Source organism: Synechocystis sp. PCC 6714, from assembly GCF_000478825.2.
Taxonomy (GTDB): domain Bacteria; phylum Cyanobacteriota; class Cyanobacteriia; order Cyanobacteriales; family Microcystaceae; genus Synechocystis.
In genome coordinates, this window is the sequence record NZ_CP007542.1 from 3370740 (window position 1) to 3388421 (window position 17682).

The following is a 17682-nucleotide window of genomic DNA, read 5'->3' on the forward strand; positions in this document are numbered from 1 at the left end:
CTACCGCAGTGCAAGTGGCTGAAAGTGGGGAGCGCAACCGAGGGAAAATGATTCCTGCCCAGATGATGCTCTGGCTAATTGCCAATTAAATAACCTCCGTTTGTTGTGTGTTTTCCCTGGTGGCTTGCTTTTTGCCATCTTTTTCTCGTTTATTGTTTCCGTTTAGTTTCTTCAACCCATGAGCGATATGTCTTCCCTCTCCATCTCAGACACCAACACCGTCCAAGAAGTTGAAGCATTGGAAAGTCCCGTCGATGCCCAGGCGATCACCGCGATCGCCAATGATGACTCTCCGGCGATCGAAGTGGCCATGGGGGAGGGAAACCAGGGAAATTTCAACAAAGCAGTCAGTGAAGACACCATCGGCGCTTTTTTCAAAGAAATGGCCCGCTATCCCCTGCTGAGCGCCGCCGAAGAAGTCGACCTAGCTAGACAGATCCGACTACTGGTTAATGCGGAAGACACTAGACAACAACTCCAGCAAAAATTGGAGCGAACGCCCTCACTACAGGAATGGAGTCAAGCTTTGGACTTTGCCCAAGTAAGGCAATTTGAAATTTGGCTTTATCAACTACGGGCTGCCAAACGACGCATGATCCGCTCCAACCTACGCCTAGTGGTCTCCATTGCCAAACGTTATCTCAACCGGGGCGTTCCCTTCCTCGACCTAATCCAAGAAGGGGCGATCGGACTCAACCGAGCCGCGGAAAAATTTGACCCCGACAAAGGTTATAAATTTTCCACCTATGCCTACTGGTGGATTCGCCAAGCCATCACCCGCACCATTGCCAATGATGCCCGCACCATTCGCTTGCCCATCCATGTGGTGGAAAAACTCAACAAAATTAAGAAAGCCCAACGTAATCTCAAGCAGGAACTGAAACGTAACCCCAACGAAGGGGAACTGGCCGCCGCCTTAGAAATTACTCCGACCCAACTGCGCCAACTGCTCCAATTACGCCGTCAATCCCTATCCTTAAACCATCGGGTCGGTAAAGGGGAAGACACGGAGTTGGTGGATTTATTAGAAGATCAACAGCTCCAACTGCCAGAGGATTTAATGAATGAATCCATGTTGCGGCGGGAAATTGTCGAAGTGCTAGCGGAAGTGCTAACGGAACGGGAAATGGAAGTGATCTGTTTGCGCTACGGCATTGCCAGCCACCAAAGCTACACCCTCGAAGAGGTCGGCAATATGTTTAACCTTTCCCGGGAAAGGGTCAGACAAATCCAAAGCAAGGCCATGCGTAAACTCCGCCGTCCCCAGGTGGCCCGCCGCCTCAAAGGTTGGCTCTAGGGTCAAAATGATGCCACTTTTGCCCCTTAGTGATGTACTTGACCATCGGGCATAGTTGCTCCTTGAAAATTTGCCCCTATCATGTTGGCACTCATCAGATCCGCTCGGACTAAGTTGGCATTGATGAAGTTAGCCTCGGTCAAATTGGCCCTAGCCAAAAAGGCTTCAATCAATTCTGTTTCCTGTAAGTTGGCCCTAGTTAAATTGGCTCGGCTAAGGTCGGCACTGTTCATACGGGTCAGACTCAAATTGGCCCCCGTCAAATTTGTTCGATTGAGGTTGATATGGGTCATAATTGCCCCTTGGCAATTAGCTTCCACCATTTCCGCTTCCGGAATTTTCGCCCGCATCAAATTAGCATTTTGCAAATCCGCCCCATTTAATTTTGCGCCGGATAAATTGGCATCGGTCAATAAAGCTCCTTTTAAGTTGGTATAACTCAAGTCTGCTTTACGCAAATCCGCATCCCGTAGATTAGCTTCTTTCAAATTGGCATAGCTCAAATCGGCCCGACTCAAATCTACCCCTTTCATATTGGCGCCTTGCAGATCGGCCCGACTGAGAATGGCGGCTTGGAGATTGGTGTAGTAACTCTTTTTTTCCTGGCGCATATTTGCTCCCCGCAGGCATGCTCCAGTGAGGGTTGCTCCGCTCAAATCCGCTCCCCGTAAATCCGCCCCGATTAGGTTACTATCCTGGAGAGTTGCCAGGGTAATGTCGCTGTCCCGTAGTATGGCCCCCTGGAGTAGGGCCCCGTGGAAATTGGCACTGCGTAAATCCGCCCCAGTCAGATCGGCTTGGCTTAGGCTTGCTCCACTCAGGTTGGCCCCCACTAAATTGGCTTGGGCCAAATTTGCCCGGTTAAGGTAGCAAAAGAGTAGGTTTGCTCCCCTCAAATCGGCTTCGTTGAGCACAATGCCAATCAAGTCTGCCGCCTCTAGATTAATCCCTGGCAACTTTAACCCCGTAAATAAAGTTTCGCCACTGCGATAGCGTTGGACTAATTCCTTGGCTTCCATAAATTTGGGGGGAAAGAAAAGTGAAATTAAAACAAATGATGATTGGCTGTTTAATTATTTTAAGTGACTGGGGTCTGGCCTCTGCGAACTAGAGGAGCGAGTAACCCTAGCCGGTACTGCATACCATGGAAAATTTACAGAAAATTTACCGCTCAAAAATGGTCGGGCATCCCAGAAGCAATCGAAGAATCATGAAAAAAAGAGGCCATTGCTGACCTCAAAAAAATTGATTCATAAAATTGCCATTCAGAATTGCCAAACTAGCCACAACCAGTCCTAAGCTTAGGCAAGACCAGCATTGGTGCCGGGACGGCCAGTGGCTAATTCGACTTTCACAATTTTGCCGCCCATCTTCATGATGCGCTGTTGTTCACGAAACCAATTGTCGTAGGGTACTAACTTCGTAAAATAAGTATTTTGTAATTCCCGTTGTGTCCGGATCCGGGTTTGGCTAGGAACACAAGCCGTAATTCTAAACATCCGCATGGGGTGTGGCTCTCCTAAAACGTTTTCTCTTAAAAAGTTGGCATAAGCGGCGGAACGGGAGTCAGAAGTCAATACTAGTCAGCTAAAACCTTGGCTAACCCAGCGGTGGCTTTAACGGCCTCAGCACTCACTTTAGACTTCCCGTTCCAACAGAGATGTTGCTGTCAAGGTTGCAGATTAACTAGGGCAGACTTTACCTACGGGAATCCAGGACTAGCTCAAGCCAGAGCAGATGTAGTCGAGGTAAACGCCCATTTCTTTACCGGCATCGGCACCCACCAGGCTAGCGGTAACTTCTTTGATGGCTTGGATAGCTTGAACGGTGGAAGAGATGGGTACCCCCAAGGAGTTGTAGGTTTCTTTCAAACCGTTGAGCACCCGCTCATCAAGGATGGAAGCATCACCGGCCAACATGGCGTAGGTGGCATAGCGGAGGTAGTAGTCCAAGTCACGGATACAGGCCGCATAGCGACGGGTGGTGTACATGTTGCCACCGGGACGGGTTACGTCGGAGTACAACAGGGATTTGGCCACAGCTTCTTTAACAATGGTGGCAGCGTTGGCGCTGATTACACTGGCGGCCCGCACCCGCAGTTCACCGCTGGCGAAGTAGTTTTTCAGTTTGTCCATGGCGGCACCATCGAGGTACTTGCCTTGAACGTCAGCAGAGTTGATTACAGCCGTAATTGCGTCTTGCATAGTTTTGGTTTCCTTAAATCTTACTCAATGGGAAAAATTGCTAAAAGGGTTGAATAATTAGGCTCAACACTTCAATAAGCTTAGGTGCAAAGACCTAGCTCATGGCACCGATAACGAAGTCAAAGTAGGCAGAGGCTTCGGCGGCATCATCGGAGGACATCAAACCGGAGGCAACTTCTTTCATTTCCCGGACACTTTGAGCAACGGCTTCGATGGGGGTACCGAGGGAACGATACATTTCCCGTACACCAACTAAACCGATTTCTTCGATGGGGGTAACGTCACCGGAAACCACACCGTAGGTGACGAGGCGGAGGTAGTAGTCCATGTCCCGCAGGCAGGTGGCGGTCATTTCTTCACCGTAGGCATTACCACCGGGGGAAACGATGTCAGGACGTTTTTGGAAAAGGCGATCGCCAGCTTGCTTAACGATGGTTTCCCGAGAACCGGTTAGGGTTTCAGCAATGCGAAGACGGGCGGCACCGCCGGTAACAAAAGCTTTAATACGATCCAGTTCACCCGGGCTGAGGTAGCGAGCTTCTGCATCAGCATTCACGATTGATTTCGTGACGATACTCATGGATGGATTCCTCCGTAAAGATTTAAAACGTTAAAAAAGGCTTTAAGCTGATTTTATCAACCGAGACATGGCTACGAACTGGACAAAGCCGTTAAATGGCGGATTCCAGCGAGCAACCTGCCCAAACTATTCTCAGGCATTGCGCCGCTGATTACACTCTCCCTGTAACAGTTTGTAATATTTCTTGACGATCGCCGGCGGAATTTACCTGGATTCCTTGGCATTTTAGGGAGAGGCTGTAAGATTAGAGGGGAAAGTAATGGTCTAATCCAGATTTCCCTCATATTTCTGTACTCCACTCCTCCGCCTCCCTTCGTAATTTTCGGCTGTAACCAGCGATTCTAAATAATGAAGAAGCGACCCGTATTCTCCCTTTTAACTGGCTCTCTGCTGATGTTCAGCGGTGGATGTGGATTTCTCCCCGGCGGTGGCGGTGGTGAAGAGACTGATGTCGCCGTTGAAAATCAGGAAACGGCCCCCCCTGATATACCCCTTACTGCTGTCCGCCCTTTGCCTCCGGTTGACATGGCGGCCTTGGGGTTAATCCCCCCCATTTTACCGGATCAGCGCCTCAGACAAATTCAGCCCGGTAGGACAAATCCTTTTGAACTAATTCCTGTGGAGGCCAGGATTCGGGAGTCCGTTTGCCAAATTGATTCGCCGAAGTCAGGGGATGCCAATGGAGCAAAACAAGACAAGTTCCAAGGAAATATTCCCACTACCACCACAGTTACTTCTCCGTCCCCATCCACTTCTAGCACCTTCACTGTGCCCCCCAGCTCGGTTCCTCCGACGGCCCCACCACCCCTCTTTCCCAACGATGCAAGGGCTGTGGTTGTTTCCGGAATCATCGAAATCGGCAATCGTCCCTTTGCCATTGTCCAAGCCCCTGGGGAGCCAGTAGCTCGTAATGTGACTGTAGGCGATCGCCTGTCCGGTGGCAGAGTTCGAGTTAAAGCAATCAATCCCTTTGCCGCGACTCCCAACGTGGTGCTAGAACAGCACGGAGACTCCGTAACTAGGGATGTCGGTTCTCCCGCTTTACCCCCCCTTACCCCCCCAGCACCCCCAACTGCGGCCAGTTCTGGTTTGGATACTGATGCAGCCATAGAAGCTTTCGGCCAGGGTTTTGCTCAGATTTTGGGAGCTATGGCCCAGGAAATGAGCGGAGCCGTTACTAATGCTAACCAAGCAGCAAATACGACCCGCACAGTTTCCCTCAGGGGCCCAGAAGGGGACGGGATTGGCTATGGCGAGATTCGTAACCTAGCAGTACTCAGGTTGGCGGTTAACGAAAGAGGGGGAAATTTGGTTAATTCCGTCGGCTTACTCTGTAATGCAGGGCAAGAAACTCTGGAGGTACGCCGTCTGACTTTCCAAGTGGAGGATGCCACCGACAACACCATCTTGGACAGCATTCAAATTGCCTTAGCCCGTCCCTATTTTCTGCAAAAGGGACAAAAGCTAGAATTTGATGGTAACGCCCCCCGCTTCCGTGGCCGTTCTCCCCAAGACGTAATTGTTAAATTGGTGGATTGGAGTTCCGAACAAACCCAAACAGCTCAAAATAACAACTAAGCTACTGGATATTCGTCTGCTATCAGTTCCAATCAATTTTTCCCCTATAAATCCCGATGACAGATTAAACAGATTAAATAGAATTTAGGTGGTTAGTTACGAAGTAGCCGTGGCTATTGTGGACCAAAATGAGCAGGTTATTTTTGCTGAATTGCAACGTTCAGGCCTTGAAGTAATTGTCATCACCAACTCAAAAGCTGGTTGTGCTAGCATCTAGGGAAAAATTCAGCGATGGCAGACCATGGCTAAGGTTTTAGTCCTCAACGCTTCCTATGAACCCCTAAACATTACCCATTGGCAACGGGCAGTGGTGTTACTGCTGAAAGATAAAGCCGAAGCTTTAGAGGTTAATGGGAAAATGATTTATGCTAATTTTCCTTTGCCTTCGGTAATTCGCCTGCGTCACTACATTAAAGTTCCCTACAAGGAAATTCCCCTTACCCGCCGCAATGTTCTGGAGCGGGATCGCCATACCTGTCAATATTGCAACTATAAGGGGGAACAACTCACATTAGACCACGTGATCCCCCGATCCCGGGGTGGAGGGGACAGTTGGGAAAATTTGGTCACTGCCTGTGTGCGCTGTAACATCAAAAAGGGCAACCGTACCCCCAGAGAAGCACAAATGTCCCTAAACTATACTCCCCGCCGACCCTACAGCAGTCTACTGTTTGAAATCATTAAACATACCCGCAATGACCGTAACCACGAATGGCGCAAATACGTCATTGGCATCTAGTGCCTAGGGAGAAAACCAAGGTGGGACTTAATAAGTATAATTACTTAGCTAATCCAGGGGAGATGGTCAGCAGAGCCCCAAGAATATACAATCTATTGTAATTAGCGCTGGTTAGACCTGCCAAAATCAGCGCAGTCGCCATAATTTTCTTAGATAGTAACAATTCATTGCCTTGGTTATAGGAGACAATTCATGAAATTTATTTCCCGCTTGCTGGTTGTTTGTAGCTTACTGATGGGACTAATGGGTTTTCTGGGGGCAGATTTGGCCCAGGCCCTCACCCCCAATCCTGTGTTGGCTGAACTGAATGCTGTAGATGCTAAGTTGACCACGGATTTTGGGCAAAAAATTGACTTAAATAATAGCGATATTCGGGATTTTCGTGGTCTGCGGGGCTTCTATCCCAATTTGGCCAGTGAAATCATTAAAAATGCTCCCTACGAAAATGTAGAGGAAGTTTTGGACATTCCCGGCCTGAGCGAAACTCAAAAAAGTCGCCTGCAAGCGAATTTGGATAGTTTTACCGTCACTGAGCCTAGCATTGAGCTAATTTCCGGCGATGACCGTATCAACCCCGGAGTTTACTAAAGTTAGGGCGGATTGCTGAGCTGAAACTATCCCGTTTGGGATAACTGTTTATTTCCCAGAAACCGGATAAGTACGCCTAGACCACCCTGACAGTTTGGGGTGGTTTTTGTTGCGATTAATCTTTCCATCTGTTGTGTCAGCTCGGCTGACTTTTCAGTGCGATCCCATGGGCGGGTTTGGCTTCATTGGCGGTAAATCTGGCGATCGCCGAGTGGAGAGTTTCTAAGCGTTGGTAAATTTGTTGACATTCTTCCACCACAAGGTTGAAATCATTGAGATAACGGCGGACGGGGGTGTTGACCTGCTGCCGACCAATTTCCGCCATTCTTTGGGCTTGGTAGTGTTGGTGATAGTCCCGGATTTGTTTCAATGTTTCCGCCATGGGAGGTAGAGCCTCCGGCGATGTTTGACATTCCAGGGCAAGGTGTAGATTTTTCAAACTTTCCTCCACCTGGTCTGTGAACAACTTAATTTGCGGCGGAGGATTACTGCCAGAGCTATTTTCCAAATGACTGATCAGAACCCGAAAGCCCCTGCTCAACCGAGCCAGATAGTTGGTCATGGTCAAGGCCGGTTCCTGCCTATCCAAGGGCGTACTGGGATCATTAATTAAACGATCCAGGGCAATTTGCATCGCAGTGGCGGCTGAACGGGTTTGATTGCGGACTCTTTCCGCTTCCCTGATGTTAATGGAGCCTTGCCCCAATAGGGCTGGGGTCAATTGTTGAAAATAAATTTCCAGATTGCTGAGCATTTTAATGCTGGCCTGGATAAAGCGAAAATCCTCCGACTGTCGCAAAAAACTAAATCCCAACACTAGGGCAATGGCACTGCCAATGAGGGTACATACCAAACGAGATACTAGGGCATATTCCGTGGGTACGTCGGGGGAAATGGCTTTGAGAATCAACGCAAAAGCTGTAATGAAAAACACCGCGAAGCTGTAATGGAATCTCAAAAGGGAAACTCCCATGGCGATCGCCACAATGCCCATGAAACTGAGCACATGGGGATCTTGGATTAGTTTGAGGGCAATGGACATGACAAACACTCCCAACAGGGTTCCCAGCAAACGATTGGAGAAACGTTGGAAAGTTAAACTGAAATCCGGTTTGAGCACAAAAATTAAGGTTAAAACAATCCAAAAACCATAGGGGATAGGAATAATCTTGGCAATCAACACTCCCACTATGCCGCCTAAACTTAACCTTAAACCATGGCGAAACAGAGGAGAATTGGGCTGGAAATTACTCCTCAGGGGTTCCCACCAAGGAGCAACGGATTGGCTCTGTTCCCTTCGGTCCTGGGGGTCATCACCAGCGGGAAAAAGTCGGGTATTTTGTAACATTTGGGCCATTTGAATGGTCTTTGGTAATTGACCCGTAAGATTTTCCAAATGGGTAATTAGTTGAGTGACCGTGGCTAGGCTGTTATAGTCAGCAAAATCTTCCTTAAGGGCTTGCCGTTGTAATGTTTGTTGTTGTTGCAGAGCTTGTAACAATAGTTGCAAACGATTTGTGTTGGGAACAGACCGTTTCCCCATCACCATCTGGGCTAAATCCAGGGAGATATCCCCCAGGGTATTAAGCACATCCTCCATCAAAATTTCCACCGTTTGCAGTTGGGGTAGATTATGGAAATTCATAATCTCATTCAGTAACATTAGGGGCTTATTCAAACGCTCCGTATGTTCAATCAGTACTAGCAACAATTCCCGTAATTTGCTCTGGCCCCACAGACCCCGTTGGCTCTCCACCAAAACTTGCCTTGATTTCAACAGATTTTGCCGCAATTGCACCACCAGTGGCTGGGTTTTGGGGTCATCCTGGTCGAAGCCGGATGCAGCCATGGCTTTGAGATAATTACCGAGAATGATGTAGTTCTTGGCCACTATTTGCCGCAGGGGTTGATTGGGGCGAAAAGGCCAAATGACAATGGCTAAGACCAAACCCCATAGTCCACCGATCGCCAGGGAAACTAATTCAAAAGAATCGGCACTGGCATTTTGGGAACCCAACAGAAAAGCAAAACTGGTGACAATCCCCACCATGGCTCCCTGTTCCCCGTACACCGCCAGATAACCCGAAGCAAACAAAACTATGCCTGTCATGCCCAAGGCCAAAGCCCAACCATCGGCCACCAGAGTTCCCCCGGCCATGGCGATCGCCGCCCCGATCCAGGCCCCAAGAATGGTTTTTAAACGAACGGAATAAAGCCCTCCCACGTCCGCGAGCAGAATTAATTGGGAAGCTAAGCCAATGCCCAAACCAAGCTGGGGATCTCCCAAAGCCATACCCGTTAGGTAGGGCACCGCCATGCCGAAAAAAGTCCGAATTCCCCTACCTCCATCGATGGTGCCATTGGTATGGAGCAGAAAAGCCAGGCGTTGACGGAGCTTAACCAACATGGTTTTGTTTTAACTATGTTTCCTCTGTGGACTCGGCCATATCCAGACAATATCTCCCAGCAAAATGGCCAACCCCAGGCTAACACCAATGGCCAAGTTTCCTTTGATCCGGCGATCGGCAGTTGCCATAAAACTTTGGCTGTCCTTCCCTAATAATTACCGGGGCCATCTCGACGCATAGACAACTGAAAGTGATTATTGCAGAGACATTATTAACTCAACCGGAAATTTTCTTAATTTTCTGGCATAGGATATTTTTCGAGTCCATCAAAAGCAGACTGGTATTGGATTAATTAATATGAGTGGGAATTCTACCTCCTCGACTGATGGGACAGTAGGGGGGTGAAAGCAAGTTAAACTTCTGCTAGAGTCAAAAGAATGTTGGCCGCTCCTCCCTAAGCAAAAACCAAGCTAAACCGCCAGTGTTGCAAGAAAAGTTTTTTGACCTTCGGAACAAGGGTTTGCCGCCTATCGCCAGAATATAAGACTTGCTATTTTTCGGAATAGAAAGTGGTTCTTTGGGTAGGAAGCTCCTTCCTCGCTTTAGCAGGGACGACCAGTTCACTCTATCCCAGTCCACTGTAACTGACTAATTCTTCTTAATTTATCCATGCCCATTTCCCCCACTCCCCTAGCCAATGATGATTACTGTGTACTTGGTTTAGCCACTTGCTTTTTACGAGAAGATGGTGATTTCCATGCGGTGGAAATCATTGAACCCATTCCTTCTGCGGCCCTGGAAGCCATTCTCAAACAAGTGCCCACTTCCTACCAATGGGCGATCGCCGTGCGGACGGAGGACGTTTTCCAGGGAGAAGAGATTAAAAAACCAGCTATTTTTGACCAGAGTGCCCAATTTTGTGATGATTTTGCAGAACGGTTTACAGCGGCGGCCCGTACTTACCAAGTTCGGCCCCAGGCAAAGGAACATTTAGCTGTGGGGGAAAAGTGGGACAAGTTTAACTTTTCCTTGGACAAAAAACGCGTTCTCAATGACAGCAAAGTGGTTAAAGCTGAAGATAACGTTAAGCAGCATTCCCATACCCATCAACGGCTGTAGCTAGAAATTTCCAACGGGGTAGTACCAATCTTCAGGAAAGAATGGATTGTTGTTTTTTCCTGGCCCGGTGTTGGGCAAACCAATTCTGTAACTGTTCACGGCATTGTTCCTGACAAACTCCCCCTAAATGTTGCAAGCGATGGTTAGAAGCGGCACTGCCGGCCAGATCAAACACGCTATCAATGGTGCCGGTTTTCGGGTCGGGGGTGCCATAAACCAATAAACCTAAACGGGCTTGGATAATGGCCCCGGTACACATGGGACAGGGCTCCAAAGTGACGTAAAGGGTACATTCATTCAGTCGCCAATGGCCTAGCCGACGGCAAGCAGCTTGGATCGCTAACATTTCCGCATGGGCGATGGGATTTTGATCCCGTTGTTTACGATTTTGGGCGGTGGCTAAAATTTCCCCCAGTGGGTTAATTACCACTGCTCCCACGGGAATCTCCCCCACATTACCCGCCTCCTCCGCTAAGGCGATCGCCATTTGCATCCAATCTTCGTGGGTGGCGAAGGATTTATCCATCAGCTCTGTTTAAACTTTTTTGCAAAAATGTTAGTATAGTCGTTTCTAGTAAGACTGAGGCAGTCAAATTTGTCGAAAAGCTTGTCAATAAAGACTTAAGCAGTCTCGAAATTATTTGAAATGACAATAAAATCAGGCAAAGCTAATTAATTTTATTGCTTGGCTGATAATAACATTACGATCTACTTTTTCTGCCAAATAAGTTGCATTGTAAATTCCGCCAAAGGCTTCTAGGGAAGCATTATCCAAAGCTCGATCATAGGCTTCAGCTAAAATTTCTTGTAAATCCATTTGACTAACATAATAACCCCCTGCTTTCCTGCGTTTATTAATACGTTCAATGGCATTAATGGCATTACGAATAGAAACTTCCCAAGAATTAGTGCTCCTTGCTTCTGCCTGTTGTTTGATTAAATGAACCAGTAAAACAATGCAATAACTATAAATTTTATTGATTTTATCCTCTTTGCTCATTGTTTCTAGTTCGTCAATTAAAGCCAATGCGGCAGCGGTTTCTCCAAACTGTACTAATCGTTTTAATTCTAATAATTCTTCCATGGCATCAACCTAACAAATATCACCAGCCTGTTCAATTTTACGACGAGCTTCCAGCGATTGGTGAAAATCAACACAGGGACGGGGATAATCTACTCCCAACCTTACTCCCCATTGTTTTTGTTCCGTGGCGGATAATAACCAAGGTTGGTGAATTTTTTCACCGGGCAAACTTTTTAATTCGGGTAACCACCGGCGTAAATAGGCTCCCTGGGGGTCGTATTGTTGGCTTTGTTTGGGAATATTAAAATAGCGAAAATCCCTCGCATCATTACCTATGCCAGCGGTGTAATTCCAGTTGCCCCAATTACTACAAACATCGTAATCAATTAGGCAGGATTCGAACCATTCTGCGCCCCAACGCCAATCAATGCCCAGGTTTTTGCAGAGAAAACTAGCGACGTTTTGTCGTCCCCGATTGGACATAAAACCCGTTAAATTTAATTCCCGCATATTGGCATCTACTAAAGGATAGCCGGTCTGTCCCGATCGCCAGAGTTCAAACCGGACTTGATCCCGTTGCCAGGGAAAACGTTTACCCAACAATCCCCCTCGATTAAATAACCTGTCGCCATATTTTTGGGCGACAAAACGGAAAAAGTCCCGCCAGAGTAACTCGAAAATTAACCAATAGGTGGAATCATTGCTAATCCGTTCCTGCTCATAACGTTTCACTTCCTGGTAAATGAACCGGGGGGAGAGGCAACCCAACGCTAACCAAGGGGAGAATTTGCTGGAATAGTCCGCCCCCACCATGCCATTGCGGGTTTCTTTGTAAATTTTCAGGCGATCGCCATCCCAAAAGTATTCTTTTAGTCTAGCTAAACCCGCTGTTTCCCCCCCTTGAAAGGCTAAAACAGAGCGGGCATCTGTGGTAGCGACGGCGAAAAATTCCGATGGCGGTGGGGTTAATTTGAATTGAATATCAGGAATGGGAGACAGTTGAGACGGGATAGGAAAACACGGACGAACGGGAATTTTTTTCTTTTCAACACTTTTGCGAAAATTGGTAAATAAATCCGGTAAATCCTGGATAGAAAAAGGTAAATCTTCGGGGTGATAGAGGGTGCTTCCCCAATGGCCTTCCGCTTGTATACCCAAGGTTGCTAATTGTTTAACTAAACTGCGTTCTACGTCCAGCTCTTCTTGGGTAACTTCTTGATGGTAGTAAACGGTTTTAGCATTAATTTTACTGGCTATTTCAGGAATTATCTGCTCCGGCAATCCTGTTGTTACTAATAATTGAGAACCTAAACTTTGCAAACTTGCCGCCAAATTCTGCACCGATTGCTGAAGAAAATGCCCCCGCCAGGCCCCCGTTTTAGCAAAACCCTGGCTAGTCTGGTCAAATTGTCTGGGGTCGTAACAGTACACAGCGGCGATCGCCAAGCCGGATTGCCAAGCCCGATGGAGGGGTTCATGGTCGTGCAAACGCAGATCATTGCGGAACCAAACCAAAACGGTGGGGGCGATTATGGACATTGACGCTTTAAAAGGATAGAAACGAAGATTTGGTGAGCAAAGGGGTCCCAAACCCTATTCTTGGGGCAAAAACCCCTGTAACTCCTCTAATCTTTCCCGGGCCTCGGGCAGAGCTGGTTCTAGGGCCAGGGCCTTTTCGTAGCTGGGAATGGCCTCTTCTGTGCGTTCCATCGCTTCAAGTAGTAAGCCCCGACTTAGCCAAACCTGGGCATCGTCAGGATTTTGCGCTAGAGCTTGATCAAAATTAACCAGGGCATCTGACAATTGACCCAAAACCCCCAGGGCACTGCCCCGATTTTGCCAGGCGGAAGTCAACTGAGGATCTAAATTAATAGCTTCCCCCCAACTGGCGATCGCCGTTTCTAGTTCTCCCCTTTGGGCTTGTTTGATGCCAAGGTTTAACCAATCTTCAGCAGTATAGGCTTCTTGGTTTTCTTCAAATTGGAGGCCATTAACGGTGACTGAATCAACGATAGGCAACAACTCGTCCTGTACTAAGGCAGAAGCATGTCCCTGATCATCCACTAAACTATCCACCGGACCCAGGTCAGATTCACCGCCATGGTTCAAAGCTTCAGTTAACATTTCCGCTGGAATAGCAAATTTTTCCATCAACGCCTCCAGGATAACCTGGGGATCATTACTGTCAATGCCCAAAAAGCCGGCAAAATGGGCCACTAAACCAGCATCCTTGGGTAACCGTTGCACCAATTCATCAAAGGTATAGGTTTCCATTTGTCCCTGGGTCTGTCCCTGCTCCGCTGAAACTAAATCGGGGCCGTCATATTCCCAGACTGTGTCCATCTGGGGAGGAGCTTGACGGGCATATAACTGCCTACCAATATGCTGGGATTTATCGCCAATGGGAGCTATTTGGGGAAAGGACTGGGCCAATTCCCCCAAGCGCATCATCCGGGCGGCTAGAACCAAATTGGGAGATGGAGACTCCAGCACCGTAGCTTGGAAGCGGTCTAACCAATCCAGCCATTGCCTGGGGCGACACCGCTGGTCTAACTGTTGGAAAAATTTGAGAATGCGCCCTTCATGCCAACCGTGGGCAATGCCTTCTAGCAGTTGGTTGAACAAAAACTCGTAATCAGTGTCGCTCAGGGGGGGAAGATCCTCAGGGGATTGATGCCTGGGCCCTGGACCGCCCACCAGGGGGGCAAAAAGCTGTTGAATCCACTGCCAAATACGCTGGAAAAATTTCTGCATCCTAAAATGGGGTGACGGTCACTGTTGACGGTTTACGGGGCGACTCTTGCTGACAATTATTTTAAGCCATGGTTTGCCCCTCCCTAGGGATTAAGGGCACCGACGGACTCTAGACCAGTATTTTTGGCGATCGCCGGTTGCATTTTCGGATCTGCCACTACCATGGGGGGTAAAGTATCAGCGCCATTGCCCAGTTCGATTCCATTGGAGCCACCGCATGAGTACCATCCAAGCCCCGCCCCTCGTTTCTCTCCAAGCTCCCAAGGACGTTTCCTTAGAGGTGATCGAATCCGAGTTAGCCCAAATTTGGCAGACCAGTGCCCAACAGGAGGAGGGTTTAATCGCCACTAGGGCCACCACCTTTAGCTTTTTAGTCTATGAACCGGATGGGGTACAATCCCTGCTGGCCGCTTTGGGTTACTACACAGGCCCCATTGATGGCATCACTGGCCCCCGTATGACCGCCGCCATTAAGTCCGCCCAAAAAGACCTCGGCATTGTGATAACGGGTTCCTCTAGCCCAGAATTTAAACAGGCCTTGCAAACTGCCTTTGAAACGGCCCATCGGGAAGGAAATTTACTTAGCACCGCCGAGCGCATTGCTAAACCCTATTCCCCCGATCTAGAAGGCAGTGGCATTGCCGACACCATTGCCGCCTCTAACCCCTGCCGCATTATCACTCTTTGTCCCACAGCGGAGGATGACCAGGGAGTGCAAGCCCAGGTTTCCGCCTATTGCCCCATCCAAAAGACCCAGCAAAACACCCTCATCTGCTGTGAATACATCACCCTGCGGGGTACTTCCTATGCGTTGGAAAGAATCAGTGGTTTGATTACGGAGTTGATGCTGCCCACCCTGCCCAAATACGTTTGGTGGAAGGCTAGCCCCGAAACTGAATACGGCTTATTTCAACGGCTGTTGTCCCATGCGGACATGATCATTGTGGACTCCAGCATTTTTAACAATCCTGAACAGGATTTGCTCCAGTTAGCCCAATTAGTCAATAAACCAGAGGCGATCGCCGATTTAAATTGGAGCCGCTTGGCCCCATGGCAGGAATTGACAGCGGAAGCCTTTGATCCGCCGGAGCGCCGTTCTTCGGTGGGGGAAATTGACCAAATTTCCATTGATTACGAAAAGGGTAACCATGCCCAGGCGTTGATGTATTTAGGCTGGGTGGCCAGTCGTTTGCAATGGACCCCCGTTAACTACCGCCATGAACCAGGGGTTTACGACATTCACAAAATCCAATTCTGTGCCCCTAACCAACGGGCGATCGAGGCGGAACTGGCCGGTTTACCCCTCGCGGATACGGGACAGGTGCTGGGGGATTTAATTAGCCTTAAACTAGGATCGACCAATGCCCAAGCCCAGTGTGGCACGGTGCTCTGTTCCGGCACTGTCGGCTGTATGCGGATGGAAGCGGGGGGCGGGGCCCAAAATTACCGAGTGCAACAGGTAACGGCCCTGGACGACCAAAACACAGAACAGTTATTGGGCCGGCAATTGCAGCGCTGGGGCCGGGATGCTCTCTACGATGAGTCCATGGCGATCGTGTTGGCAATTTTACAGTTATACCAGGCAGGATAATGGCAGAATGGAGCAGCAACTCCCCTTTGCTTAATCTGTTCTTAACTTTGTCAGCCCATGACTTCCCCCACTGCGCCCCTGATTTCCTTTGACCAGTTGCAGAAAAACTTTGGCCCGCTCCAAGTTCTGCGGGGGGTAACGGGGGAAATTTATCCCAAAGATGTGATTTCCATCATTGGTCCTTCCGGTTGCGGCAAAAGTACTTTTCTGCGCTGCCTTAATCGCCTAGAACCCATCAGTGGTGGTCGGCTGGAAGTGGCAGGGGTGGATTTGTCCGGAGCCAAAATTGACCAAAAGCATCTGCGCCAGCTACGGGTGCGGGTGGGCATGGTCTTTCAACATTTCAATCTGTTTCCCCATCTGACAGTGTTGCAAAATCTTTTGCTGGCCCCCCGCAAGGTTCTGCAAATTCCTATGGCGGAAGCTAAGGATCGAGCCTTGACTTACCTCGATAAAGTGGGTTTGGGTAGTAAGGCGAATAATTATCCCGACCAACTCTCCGGCGGCCAAAAACAAAGGGTGGCGATCGCCAGGGGTTTGTGCATGAAACCGGAAATTTTGTTGTTTGACGAACCCACCAGCGCTCTGGATCCGGAATTGGTGGGGGAAGTGCTGAACGTAATGAAACAGTTAGCTGAAGAGGGCATGACCATGGCGGTGGTAACCCATGAAATGCAGTTTGCCCGGGAAGTGTCCAATCGGGTCTTTTTCTTTAATCAAGGGGTAATTGAGGAAGAGGGGGACCCCAACGAAGTTTTCCGCAGCCCCAAAAGCGATCGCCTGCGGGCATTCCTGAGTCGCATTCAGTCCAGCTAACCAATCGGGGTGGTCAAAATTTTTCTCAACTCTACGTATTTCCACGGTTGTTTTTTTGTAATTTAGTTTAGCGAAAAATCCATTCGTATCCCCCAGTCCCCGGAGCCTTAAAAACAAAATACCTGGCGTCCCAGTCTTTTTTGCGGCTGTTTCAGGGCGAAAAATAGGCCAGCGAAGGGCGATCGCCAGCCTAAGGATAGAAGTAAAAACCGTGAAAATATGGAAGTTTTACCAGTTCAAATGTGAGCTTATTTCTGGTAATGGGGGGCTAAATAGCCTGGAAATTGCGCCAAACCCCCATCAAAATTCCCTGGATTTCAACGTCGCTGGCTTTTAGTTCCTGACCGGGGCCTTTGTTGTTGGAGGCCTTGAGTACAACTTTTGTCCCATCTTGGTAATAGCGTTTGATAGCAATTTTGCCACCTTTAACACTAGCGGCCACCAATTCCCCATCTTCGATTTCCTCTTCCCCGGTCACAGAACGGAGAATTAGCATATCGCCTTCAACAATGAAATCGTCCACCAGGTCATTGCTCATTACCCTGAGGGCAAAAACCGATGATTTCTTCATTAGGGGGGCAAAATCAATCTTTTCCACCTCCTCTGCGTCCGCCTCCACCAGTTCACCGCCTTTGAGTTCACCGATGACGGAAACTCCTTTGGGTTTTTGGTGAAGGATTCTCAGGGTGCGGGCTTTACCGTCAGTCCAATCGACGTAACCCTTATTGCGTAGTCGTTCCAACCGACTTTGGATAGGGGCCGGAGAGCGTAAATTCATGGCCCGCATCATTTGGCGGATCGAAGGGGCGTGTTGGGTTTCGTCAATGTAACTGACCAACCAGTCAAAAAGTTCTTTTTGGGCTCGGGTGAGAGGTTCCATGTAATATCTCCTATAGGAATGTATTTAGGACTCTCGGACTATTTTAAACCCAGTCATAACATTCAGGGCAACCATACTAAAAAAGACACAAAATTTTACATTTCTCCCGCTCTGCCCTCATTTTTGCTCAGCAGACGACGATCGCCCCTGGGACTGACGGCGGA

18 protein-coding genes are annotated in these 17682 nt (G+C 48.7%); 8 read left to right on the forward strand and 10 right to left on the reverse strand.

Annotated features, from left to right (window positions below; genetic code table 11):
- Positions 1–178 precede the first annotated feature (178 nt).
- Complete coding sequence (locus D082_RS15350) at positions 179–1297, forward strand: RNA polymerase sigma factor, RpoD/SigA family (RefSeq protein WP_028948245.1); 1119 nt, start codon at positions 179–181, stop codon at positions 1295–1297.
- A gap of 26 nt (positions 1298–1323) precedes the next feature.
- Here the strand turns inward: D082_RS15350 and D082_RS15355 are convergent, their stop codons facing one another.
- From D082_RS15355 to D082_RS15370, 4 genes are all read right to left on the reverse strand, one after another.
- Positions 1324–2316 carry a pentapeptide repeat-containing protein gene (locus tag D082_RS15355; protein ID WP_028948244.1) on the reverse strand — a complete coding sequence of 331 codons (993 nt, stop codon included), beginning with the start codon at positions 2314–2316 and terminating at the stop codon, positions 1324–1326.
- Positions 2317–2598: 282 nt separating this feature from the next.
- Positions 2599–2802 carry a phycobilisome linker polypeptide gene (locus D082_RS15360; RefSeq protein ID WP_010872505.1) on the reverse strand — a complete coding sequence of 68 codons (204 nt, stop codon included), beginning with the start codon at positions 2800–2802 and terminating at the stop codon, positions 2599–2601.
- 213 nt (positions 2803–3015) lie between these two features.
- A complete protein-coding gene (gene apcB / locus D082_RS15365; RefSeq protein WP_028948243.1) occupies positions 3016–3501 on the reverse strand; it encodes an allophycocyanin subunit beta in 486 nt (161 codons plus the stop codon).
- A 94-nt stretch (positions 3502–3595) separates the two neighbouring features.
- Positions 3596–4081: an allophycocyanin alpha chain gene (locus D082_RS15370; protein WP_028948242.1), complete on the reverse strand. Its 486-nt coding sequence runs from the start codon at positions 4079–4081 to the stop codon at positions 3596–3598.
- A gap of 348 nt (positions 4082–4429) precedes the next feature.
- On the opposite strand from D082_RS15370, the gene D082_RS19155 reads away from it, so the two are divergent.
- The 3 genes from D082_RS19155 (at position 4430) to psbU (ending at position 6986) form a co-directional block, all read left to right on the forward strand.
- The gene (locus D082_RS19155) at positions 4430–5659 is read left to right on the forward strand and encodes a hypothetical protein (RefSeq protein WP_238546755.1); all 1230 of its coding nucleotides are present in this window, start codon (positions 4430–4432) and stop codon (positions 5657–5659) included.
- 241 nt (positions 5660–5900) lie between these two features.
- Positions 5901–6398 carry an HNH endonuclease gene (locus D082_RS15380; protein WP_028948241.1) on the forward strand — a complete coding sequence of 166 codons (498 nt, stop codon included), beginning with the start codon at positions 5901–5903 and terminating at the stop codon, positions 6396–6398.
- Between the two features lie 192 nt (positions 6399–6590).
- Positions 6591–6986, forward strand: a complete 396-nt coding sequence (gene psbU / locus D082_RS15385; RefSeq protein WP_028948240.1) for a photosystem II complex extrinsic protein PsbU — start codon at positions 6591–6593, stop codon at positions 6984–6986.
- A 136-nt stretch (positions 6987–7122) separates the two neighbouring features.
- On the opposite strand, the gene D082_RS15390 is transcribed toward psbU, so the two are convergent.
- The gene (locus D082_RS15390) at positions 7123–9393 is read right to left on the reverse strand and encodes an FUSC family protein (RefSeq protein ID WP_028948239.1); all 2271 of its coding nucleotides are present in this window, start codon (positions 9391–9393) and stop codon (positions 7123–7125) included.
- 15 nt (positions 9394–9408) lie between these two features.
- On the opposite strand from D082_RS15390, the gene D082_RS18650 reads away from it, so the two are divergent.
- Positions 9409–9546 carry a hypothetical protein gene (locus D082_RS18650; RefSeq protein ID WP_158506525.1) on the forward strand — a complete coding sequence of 46 codons (138 nt, stop codon included), beginning with the start codon at positions 9409–9411 and terminating at the stop codon, positions 9544–9546.
- Between the two features lie 457 nt (positions 9547–10003).
- The gene (locus tag D082_RS15395) at positions 10004–10453 is read left to right on the forward strand and encodes a hypothetical protein (protein WP_028948238.1); all 450 of its coding nucleotides are present in this window, start codon (positions 10004–10006) and stop codon (positions 10451–10453) included.
- Between the two features lie 31 nt (positions 10454–10484).
- Here the strand turns inward: D082_RS15395 and D082_RS15400 are convergent, their stop codons facing one another.
- From D082_RS15400 to D082_RS15415, 4 genes are all read right to left on the reverse strand, one after another.
- On the reverse strand, positions 10485–10979 hold the full coding sequence (locus D082_RS15400) for a nucleoside deaminase (RefSeq protein ID WP_028948237.1): 495 nt from the start codon (positions 10977–10979) through the stop codon (positions 10485–10487).
- A gap of 132 nt (positions 10980–11111) precedes the next feature.
- Positions 11112–11537 (reverse strand): DUF29 family protein, encoded by a 426-nt coding sequence (locus tag D082_RS15405; RefSeq protein ID WP_028948236.1) that lies wholly within the window; start codon positions 11535–11537, stop codon positions 11112–11114.
- A 9-nt stretch (positions 11538–11546) separates the two neighbouring features.
- Complete coding sequence (locus tag D082_RS15410) at positions 11547–13016, reverse strand: DASH family cryptochrome (protein WP_028948235.1); 1470 nt, start codon at positions 13014–13016, stop codon at positions 11547–11549.
- A 54-nt stretch (positions 13017–13070) separates the two neighbouring features.
- A complete protein-coding gene (locus D082_RS15415; protein ID WP_028948234.1) occupies positions 13071–14231 on the reverse strand; it encodes a tetratricopeptide repeat protein in 1161 nt (386 codons plus the stop codon).
- A 217-nt stretch (positions 14232–14448) separates the two neighbouring features.
- Between D082_RS15415 and opcA the strand changes: the two genes are divergently transcribed.
- Positions 14449–15822 (forward strand): glucose-6-phosphate dehydrogenase assembly protein OpcA, encoded by a 1374-nt coding sequence (opcA, locus tag D082_RS15420; protein WP_028948233.1) that lies wholly within the window; start codon positions 14449–14451, stop codon positions 15820–15822.
- 57 nt (positions 15823–15879) lie between these two features.
- Entirely contained in the window at positions 15880–16638 is a 759-nt protein-coding gene (locus D082_RS15425) for an amino acid ABC transporter ATP-binding protein (protein WP_028948232.1), read from the forward strand.
- Between the two features lie 268 nt (positions 16639–16906).
- Here D082_RS15425 and lexA read toward each other — a convergent pair whose 3' ends face one another.
- Entirely contained in the window at positions 16907–17518 is a 612-nt protein-coding gene (lexA, locus tag D082_RS15430) for a transcriptional repressor LexA (RefSeq protein WP_028948231.1), read from the reverse strand.
- Positions 17519–17682: the final 164 nt, after the last annotated feature.

Excerpts from the sequence above, each read along its gene's own strand:
- D082_RS15350 (WP_028948245.1), top strand. The coding sequence starts at position 179 with ATGAGCGATATGTCTTCCCTCTCCATCTCAGACACCAACACCGTCCAA.
- D082_RS15355 (WP_028948244.1), bottom strand. The coding sequence starts at position 2,316 with ATGGAAGCCAAGGAATTAGTCCAACGCTATCGCAGTGGCGAAACTTTA.
- D082_RS15360 (WP_010872505.1), bottom strand. The coding sequence starts at position 2,802 with ATGCGGATGTTTAGAATTACGGCTTGTGTTCCTAGCCAAACCCGGATC.
- apcB (WP_028948243.1), bottom strand. The coding sequence starts at position 3,501 with ATGCAAGACGCAATTACGGCTGTAATCAACTCTGCTGACGTTCAAGGC.
- D082_RS15370 (WP_028948242.1), bottom strand. The coding sequence starts at position 4,081 with ATGAGTATCGTCACGAAATCAATCGTGAATGCTGATGCAGAAGCTCGC.
- D082_RS19155 (WP_238546755.1), top strand. The coding sequence starts at position 4,430 with ATGAAGAAGCGACCCGTATTCTCCCTTTTAACTGGCTCTCTGCTGATG.
- D082_RS15380 (WP_028948241.1), top strand. The coding sequence starts at position 5,901 with ATGGCTAAGGTTTTAGTCCTCAACGCTTCCTATGAACCCCTAAACATT.
- psbU (WP_028948240.1), top strand. The coding sequence starts at position 6,591 with ATGAAATTTATTTCCCGCTTGCTGGTTGTTTGTAGCTTACTGATGGGA.
- D082_RS15390 (WP_028948239.1), bottom strand. The coding sequence starts at position 9,393 with ATGTTGGTTAAGCTCCGTCAACGCCTGGCTTTTCTGCTCCATACCAAT.
- D082_RS18650 (WP_158506525.1), top strand. The coding sequence starts at position 9,409 with ATGTTTCCTCTGTGGACTCGGCCATATCCAGACAATATCTCCCAGCAA.
- D082_RS15395 (WP_028948238.1), top strand. The coding sequence starts at position 10,004 with ATGCCCATTTCCCCCACTCCCCTAGCCAATGATGATTACTGTGTACTT.
- D082_RS15400 (WP_028948237.1), bottom strand. The coding sequence starts at position 10,979 with ATGGATAAATCCTTCGCCACCCACGAAGATTGGATGCAAATGGCGATC.
- D082_RS15405 (WP_028948236.1), bottom strand. The coding sequence starts at position 11,537 with ATGGAAGAATTATTAGAATTAAAACGATTAGTACAGTTTGGAGAAACC.
- D082_RS15410 (WP_028948235.1), bottom strand. The coding sequence starts at position 13,016 with ATGTCCATAATCGCCCCCACCGTTTTGGTTTGGTTCCGCAATGATCTG.
- D082_RS15415 (WP_028948234.1), bottom strand. The coding sequence starts at position 14,231 with ATGCAGAAATTTTTCCAGCGTATTTGGCAGTGGATTCAACAGCTTTTT.
- opcA (WP_028948233.1), top strand. The coding sequence starts at position 14,449 with ATGAGTACCATCCAAGCCCCGCCCCTCGTTTCTCTCCAAGCTCCCAAG.
- D082_RS15425 (WP_028948232.1), top strand. The coding sequence starts at position 15,880 with ATGACTTCCCCCACTGCGCCCCTGATTTCCTTTGACCAGTTGCAGAAA.
- lexA (WP_028948231.1), bottom strand. The coding sequence starts at position 17,518 with ATGGAACCTCTCACCCGAGCCCAAAAAGAACTTTTTGACTGGTTGGTC.